The organism is Desulfomarina sp. (assembly GCF_054039375.1).
Genome location: NZ_JBPLBA010000278.1, coordinates 1 through 6,177 on the forward strand (window position 1 = coordinate 1; position 6,177 = coordinate 6,177).

A 6,177-nucleotide genomic window follows, 5' to 3' on the forward strand; every position below is an offset into this window, starting at 1 on the left:
GGAAGTGCACGCCGTGCACGGTTCCATTGATCTGATTGTCAAGGTCACCCTGGTCAGGGATTTGCTCTCTTCTGATGCGGAACTTCTGACCGATTTTATTCTCACAACCATACGCAAATGGACTGGAGTTGTCTCCACCCAGACACTTATTCCCGGTCTTTCGAAAGTCAAAAGAGATGATCACTGCCTCATTTGACATGAAATCACTCACCACCACTGAAAAAAATGACCCAGATTTTATTCATTGGAGACTCCCTGGTTGCCGAATATGACTGGCAGTCACGTCTGAATATGCACGGTGTTCAGAATTTCGGCATCCCCGGACTCACAACCCGCGACCTCTATGGCATGTTGTCCGGTATTCATGAACAGAGCCATCCCCCCGATGTGGTGGTTGTGATGATCGGCACAAACGATATCCTTTCTGATAATTACAGATTTATACATACACTGAAAAAAACCATCGTCCAACTGAGACAGGACTTTCCGTCCGCCGAAGTCCTGCTGTGCAGCCTTCTTCCCATGAAAATCCCGGATTTACCCCCAAATATCATTCCAGGCATCAATGCACATCTTGAAGCGCTGACAATGCAGACAGGCTGCTGCTATCTTGACATATACACAAAATTTCACCAAAGTGAAGAAACCATTTTCCAGGCCGATGGGGTTCATATCACAAAGGCAGCGTATAAAATCTGGAGCCGTATCCTTCTGGAACATATTGCTTTTCTCATTGAGAATGACTAACGTTGAATGTCGTCGATCAAAGGTTCTGTCTTTATCAGTTTTTTCTTGTGGTTCACTCTGTTACAAAGATACAGAAGGTGAATCATATGGTAGCTGTATTTCACTGTCCTGGGGAGAGGCAAGGATTTTTCAAACAGACTTCATTGTGTTTTTTTTGAGTGTATTTCAAAGTCTTATCAGGAAGAACATCACGAAGCCATCACGGAATCAGGACTATAAATTTTAGAGGAGTATATTACAATGCAGTCAAGGACGTTTCTTTCTCTGATTATTTTCACTTTATTTCTCTGTTCTCTGGTACTCGTGCCACAGGCCGGCCACGCAGATGGAATGACTTTTAATACCACCGGTAAAATTGTTGAAACGATGGACAGCGGGGGGTACACCTACATTCTGGTTGACAATGGAAAAGAAAAGACCTGGGTGGCAATTCCCCTGACCAAGGTGGAAAAAGGAACAACAGTTACATATAATTCAGGAATGGTCATGACGGATTTTGTCAGCAAAAGCCTGAACCGAACCTTCAGTACCATTGTTTTTTCATCCGGCCTGACCGGGAAAGGCAATAAATCTTTCCATGGAATGGCCAAATCTGACGATTCTTTTGCCGCCGCAGTACAATCTGAACGAAAAGCAGCTCCACCTGCAGCCTCCCGGCCTGTTCAAAGCTCAGGTGGAAGCAGTGGGGCCATCGCTCCATTTCGTGAAATCAACGTAACAAAAGCCAATGCCCCGAACGGATACACTGTTGAAGAGCTGTACAGTCAGGCGGATAAACTCAATGGTCAGAAGGTTGTCCTGCATGGTCTTGTGGTCAAGGTCAGCCCCAATATCATGGGAAGAAACTGGATCCATATGCAGGACGGTACCGGCAATCCGATGAAAAACAGTCACGACATGGTTGTGACAAGTTCTGAGCTCCCCGAAGTTAACAGTGAAATAACCATTGAAGGTGTCCTCGCAGCAAAGAAGGATTTTGGGGCAGGCTATAAATACAGAGCCATCATTGAAAAAGCAAAGATAAAATAAAATCATCCATGCATTTTCTCATAGCAGGTCCCGGAGCCCTCGGTTGTCTTCTGTTTTCAAAACTGTCCCACGGGATCAAAGGAACACCGTATACCCTCGGATTACTGGATTACAATACCAGTCGGGCAAAAGCACTGTCCCGGTCAGGTATTCTATATTTTCTTGACGATAATAAGTTAACTGTTCCCGCTGAGGTTATAACAGAACCAGAGAATGCAACACCTGCAGATGTTATTATCTTCTGTGTCAAATCATATGACCTGCGTAACAGTCTTGACTTCTGGAGTCCATTAATCAACCGGAATACACTGCTTATTTTCATGCAGAACGGTATTAGTCACCTTGATCTCGGCACACACCTCCACGGGGGCACAGCGGCATATGGCACGACCACCGAAGGAGCGACTCTTCTCGCTCCGGGTCAGGTTCGCCACGCCGGGAGCGGCCGGACCTTCCTGGGTTTTCAGCATAGTGTGGAGAGTCGCTTCCGTGGTCTTCTTGAAAAAACTGAGAACTGCCTTGAAAATGGTAATCTGGGAACAGAAATAACCGATCAAATCATGACACGGATATGGTCCAAACTGTTCATCAACGTTGGAATCAACGCCCTGACCGCAACCCTCAACTGCAGAAATGGAGAATTACTCACCCTGACCGGAGTAACCGACAGAATGAAAACCGCAGTTGATGAAGCTGTAGAAATTGCCCGCAGGCTGCAGATCGATATCCTTGATGACCCCTACCGGACGACCCTTCTCGTTGCCGAAAAAACAGCCGACAATATTTCCTCCATGCTGCAGGATGTCCGGAACTGTAAGAAAACTGAGATTGACGCCATTAATGGAGCCATAGAACAGGCAGGGAAAAAACTCAATATCCCAACTCCGGAAAACAGCCGCCTGACCCGGGAAATAAAAACAATTGAAGAGAACTATCCCCGACATCCATGAAACTTATACCGGACAGAACCGGCTTTGATCTTGACGGGGTTATTGCCGACACTGCAGAAACCTTTCTCCGTCTGGCCTGTGAAAAATACGGCCACTGTTCCTTTACCAGGGAAGATATCACCAGTTTTGACCTGGAAAACTGTATTGCAATAGAACAGTCTTTAGTGGAAAAAATATTCACAGACATACTCGAGGACTCGCTTTCCACCGGACTCACTCCCATGGAAGGAGCCGTGGAGACATTGACGATGCTGGCCGGAGTGACAGAAGAAATAACAATCATCACCGCCCGCTCCCTGGAGCAACCCGTGCTGGACTGGATTGATGTTTTTTTCCCGGCACGAACACGGGACGCGATCAGAGTCATTGCCACGGGGGATCACGATGATAAAACCAGATATATTCACGACCGAAAGCTGCAGTATTTTATTGATGACCGGGCAGAAACCTGTATGCAGCTTGCAACCGCGGGAATTACCCCCGTCGTCTTCGAACAACCATGGAACAGAAACCGCCACAACCTGCGTTCAGTCTCGGGGTGGCATGAACTCAGCAAATTACTGACACCATGAAATGTCCCCACTGCCACAAACCCATTCAGGTTTACAGAAACCCGGTTCCTACGGTGGATATTATCATTGAGGTGGGGGGAAAAATTGTCCTCATTGAAAGAAAAAACCCGCCTTCAGGCTGGGCCCTTCCCGGCGGGTTTGTCGATTACGGAGAATCATTTGAAGCAGCGGCGGTGAGAGAAGCCAGGGAAGAAACCGGGTTGACCCTGCATAACCTTCGTCAGTTCCACACCTATTCTGATCCGGGTCGGGACGAGAGACAACACACGGCTTCCACCGTTTTCACGGCCATTGCAGAAGGTGAGCCTGTGGCTGGTGATGACGCAAAACGTGCTGCACTTTTTTCAAAGGACAACCTTCCGGATCTGGCGTTCGATCATGCCCGCATCCTGGCAGATTATTTTTGCATGAACCCGGAAACAGAGATACAGCCTGGTTTGTAACTACCCATAGAGACAGCAATTCTGTGATTTTATTGCCTCTGGACTTTCAAACAGCCTCCCGACAGTAAATCTACAAAAAAATCACTCACTTAACCATTCAGAAACTTGATTGCCCATGAAACTCAGCCGAATTGTGTGCGTAATCAGATTCAGAAAACAGTCTTTAACAGCCAGAAAATAAAAAAACCCGTTCCAACGGATCCATAAAGGGTCAGTCAGGGAATACAGTCTGAACCATATTTCCTGACAACAACCCCGAAAACCACCAGGGCAGCCAGTGCCGCAATAACCATCATCAGAGTAGTACTCATTGCAATCTACCCCCGTATCCGCAATCCCGGCCTCTTTCGCAACCGGATAGACTCGGGAGTCACCTCCACAAGTTCATCGTCATTGATATAGGCAATGCAATCTTCCAGGGTCATGACAGCGGGAGGAGTAAGAATCACAGCCTCATCTGATCCGGAAGCCCGCATGTTGGTCAGTTTCTTCCCCTTGGCAGGATTGACAACCAGATCGGCAGCCCGGCAGTGTTCCCCGATAATCTGCCCCTGATAGAGAGGTGTTCCCGGTTTTATAAACAGCTTGCCCCGATCCTGAAGATTAAATAACGCATAGGCAACAGCAGTGCAAGGTTCTTTCACCACAAGCACTCCGCTGACCCGGTTGATGATATCACCGGCATACGGACCGTATTCTGAAAAAACGTAACTCATCATTCCCATGCCTTTGGTATCCGTCATAAATTCTGAACGGTACCCGAGCAGACCGCGGGTCGGAATAGAAAAAACCATACGCACCATACCATTTTCCGTTCCCATTTCCTCAAGCTGACCTTTAAGCTTGCCAAGTTTTTCTATAACCGGACCCTGGAACTGTTCATCCACATCAACAGTCAGTTTTTCGTATGGCTCCAAAACCTGACCGTTTTCCTCTCTGAAAATAACCTGGGGGCGGGTTACCTGCAACTCATATCCCTCCCTGCGCATCTTTTCAATCAGAATGGACAGGTGCAATTCCCCTCGCCCTGACACCTTGAAACCCACAGCGTCCTGGAGTGGTTCATACTGCAGGGCAACATCGGCAAGTATTTCCCGCTGAAGTCGATCTCCAATATGGCGCGAGGTGACATATTTCCCCTCCTTTCCGGCAAAGGGAGAATCATTGGGAATGAAATTCATGGAAATGGTCGGTGGGTCAATATTAATAAGCGGCAGGGGACGGGGATCGTCCTGGTCTGTAAAAGTGACCCCGACAGTCACATCCTCCATTCCGGCAATGGCAACAATTTCACCCACACCAGCCGATTCAATACTGACCTTTGAGTCACATTCAAACCTGTAGATCTTGGAAATCCGCACCGGCTTAATGCTCCCGTCACGACGGGCCACAACAATGGGTTGATTGATTGCCATCATGCCGTTGATAACTTTGCCGATCCCAAGTCTGCCCAGGTAAGGCGAATAATCAATAGTACCCACCTGCATCTGCAGCGGTTCATCGGACGAACCGACCGGAGCGGGAATATGATCAACAATCATCCGGGACACATGATGCATACTGCCACCGTTTTCCAGAGGGTCCTCGGGATCCAGCAGGGAATAACCCTCCTTGGCAGAAGTATAGACAACAGGAAAATCAAGAATTTCGTCAGGCGCATTCAGTTTGACAAAAAGATCAAAAACCTCATCGATGACCCAGTCACAGCGGGCAGCTGGTTTATCGATCTTATTGATTACGACAATCACGGGAAGATTGTTTTCCAGTGCTTTTTTCAGGACAAAATATGTCTGGGGCATGGGGCCTTCCTGGGCATCCACCAACAGCAATGCCCCATCGGCCATACGCAGCACTCTTTCCACCTGGCCGCCGAAATCCGCATGGCCCGGAGTATCTATAATATTGATCCAGTAATCCTTAAAACGATAGGAGCCGTTTTTGGCGGTAATGGTAATCCCCCGTTCACGCTCGAGGTCCATGGAATCCATCAACCGTTCGGAAACCTCCTGGTTATCCCGAAACATACCGGAATGCTTGAAAAGCTGATCAACCAGGGTTGTCTTGCCATGATCAACATGGGCAATTATAGCCACGTTTCGAATTTTACTCTGTTCCATTATCTGTCCTTGGGGGGGAGATCCTGTGATTTTTAATTGCCATTCGGCATACTGTAAAGGCGGGAAATTTTACCAAAAACGACCAAACTCCTAGCTGAACAGCGCTAAAAATCTTACAGTATAACACATTAATCAAACAATCACAAGTGTTGTCACAAAAAGGAGGGGACCATAATTTTCCCACCCGCAGATCGTTCAAAATTCCATCTTCCGCAGGTTCAGAGTCAATGTCATTAACTTAAGGACAAGATAGTTCAGGAAAGTCCCATTCTGACTTGGCCGAGGGTGTCTGCAGCCAGGACGGCTGCAGTCAAGCCCC

General features: G+C 47.6%; 6 protein-coding genes and 1 pseudogene. 6 read left to right on the forward strand and 1 reads right to left on the reverse strand.

What is annotated here, in order from left to right; translation table 11 throughout:
• The 6 genes and pseudogenes from ACXLDX_RS15395 to ACXLDX_RS15420 all read left to right on the forward strand — a co-directional run.
• Positions 1–196 (forward strand): annotated as a pseudogene (locus tag ACXLDX_RS15395) (hypothetical protein); the annotation flags it as partial.
• Between the two features lie 29 nt (positions 197–225).
• A complete protein-coding gene (locus tag ACXLDX_RS15400; RefSeq protein ID WP_457578073.1) occupies positions 226–747 on the forward strand; it encodes a GDSL-type esterase/lipase family protein in 522 nt (173 codons plus the stop codon).
• 330 nt (positions 748–1,077) lie between these two features.
• Entirely contained in the window at positions 1,078–1,776 is a 699-nt protein-coding gene (locus tag ACXLDX_RS15405) for a DNA-binding protein (protein ID WP_457578074.1), read from the forward strand.
• A gap of 8 nt (positions 1,777–1,784) precedes the next feature.
• Complete coding sequence (locus ACXLDX_RS15410) at positions 1,785–2,726, forward strand: ketopantoate reductase family protein (protein ID WP_457578075.1); 942 nt, start codon at positions 1,785–1,787, stop codon at positions 2,724–2,726.
• On the forward strand, positions 2,723–3,298 hold the full coding sequence (locus ACXLDX_RS15415; RefSeq protein WP_457578076.1) for a 5' nucleotidase, NT5C type: 576 nt from the start codon (positions 2,723–2,725) through the stop codon (positions 3,296–3,298). Before ACXLDX_RS15410 ends, ACXLDX_RS15415 begins: the two co-directional genes overlap by 4 nt.
• Positions 3,295–3,741 (forward strand): NUDIX domain-containing protein, encoded by a 447-nt coding sequence (locus tag ACXLDX_RS15420; RefSeq protein ID WP_457578077.1) that lies wholly within the window; start codon positions 3,295–3,297, stop codon positions 3,739–3,741. The genes ACXLDX_RS15415 and ACXLDX_RS15420 overlap by 4 nt, the downstream gene beginning before the upstream one ends.
• A gap of 317 nt (positions 3,742–4,058) precedes the next feature.
• Here the strand turns inward: ACXLDX_RS15420 and typA are convergent, their stop codons facing one another.
• A complete protein-coding gene (gene typA, locus ACXLDX_RS15425; protein WP_457578078.1) occupies positions 4,059–5,858 on the reverse strand; it encodes a translational GTPase TypA in 1,800 nt (599 codons plus the stop codon).
• Positions 5,859–6,177 lie beyond the last annotated feature (319 nt).

What these genes read in the sequence shown, in the direction of transcription:
- ACXLDX_RS15415 (WP_457578076.1), top strand. Translation starts at nt 2,723, where the DNA reads ATGAAACTTATACCGGACAGAACCGGCTTTGATCTTGACGGGGTTATT.
- ACXLDX_RS15410 (WP_457578075.1), top strand. Translation starts at nt 1,785, where the DNA reads ATGCATTTTCTCATAGCAGGTCCCGGAGCCCTCGGTTGTCTTCTGTTT.
- ACXLDX_RS15420 (WP_457578077.1), top strand. Translation starts at nt 3,295, where the DNA reads ATGAAATGTCCCCACTGCCACAAACCCATTCAGGTTTACAGAAACCCG.
- typA (WP_457578078.1), bottom strand. Translation starts at nt 5,858, where the DNA reads ATGGAACAGAGTAAAATTCGAAACGTGGCTATAATTGCCCATGTTGAT.
- ACXLDX_RS15405 (WP_457578074.1), top strand. Translation starts at nt 1,078, where the DNA reads ATGACTTTTAATACCACCGGTAAAATTGTTGAAACGATGGACAGCGGG.
- ACXLDX_RS15400 (WP_457578073.1), top strand. Translation starts at nt 226, where the DNA reads ATGACCCAGATTTTATTCATTGGAGACTCCCTGGTTGCCGAATATGAC.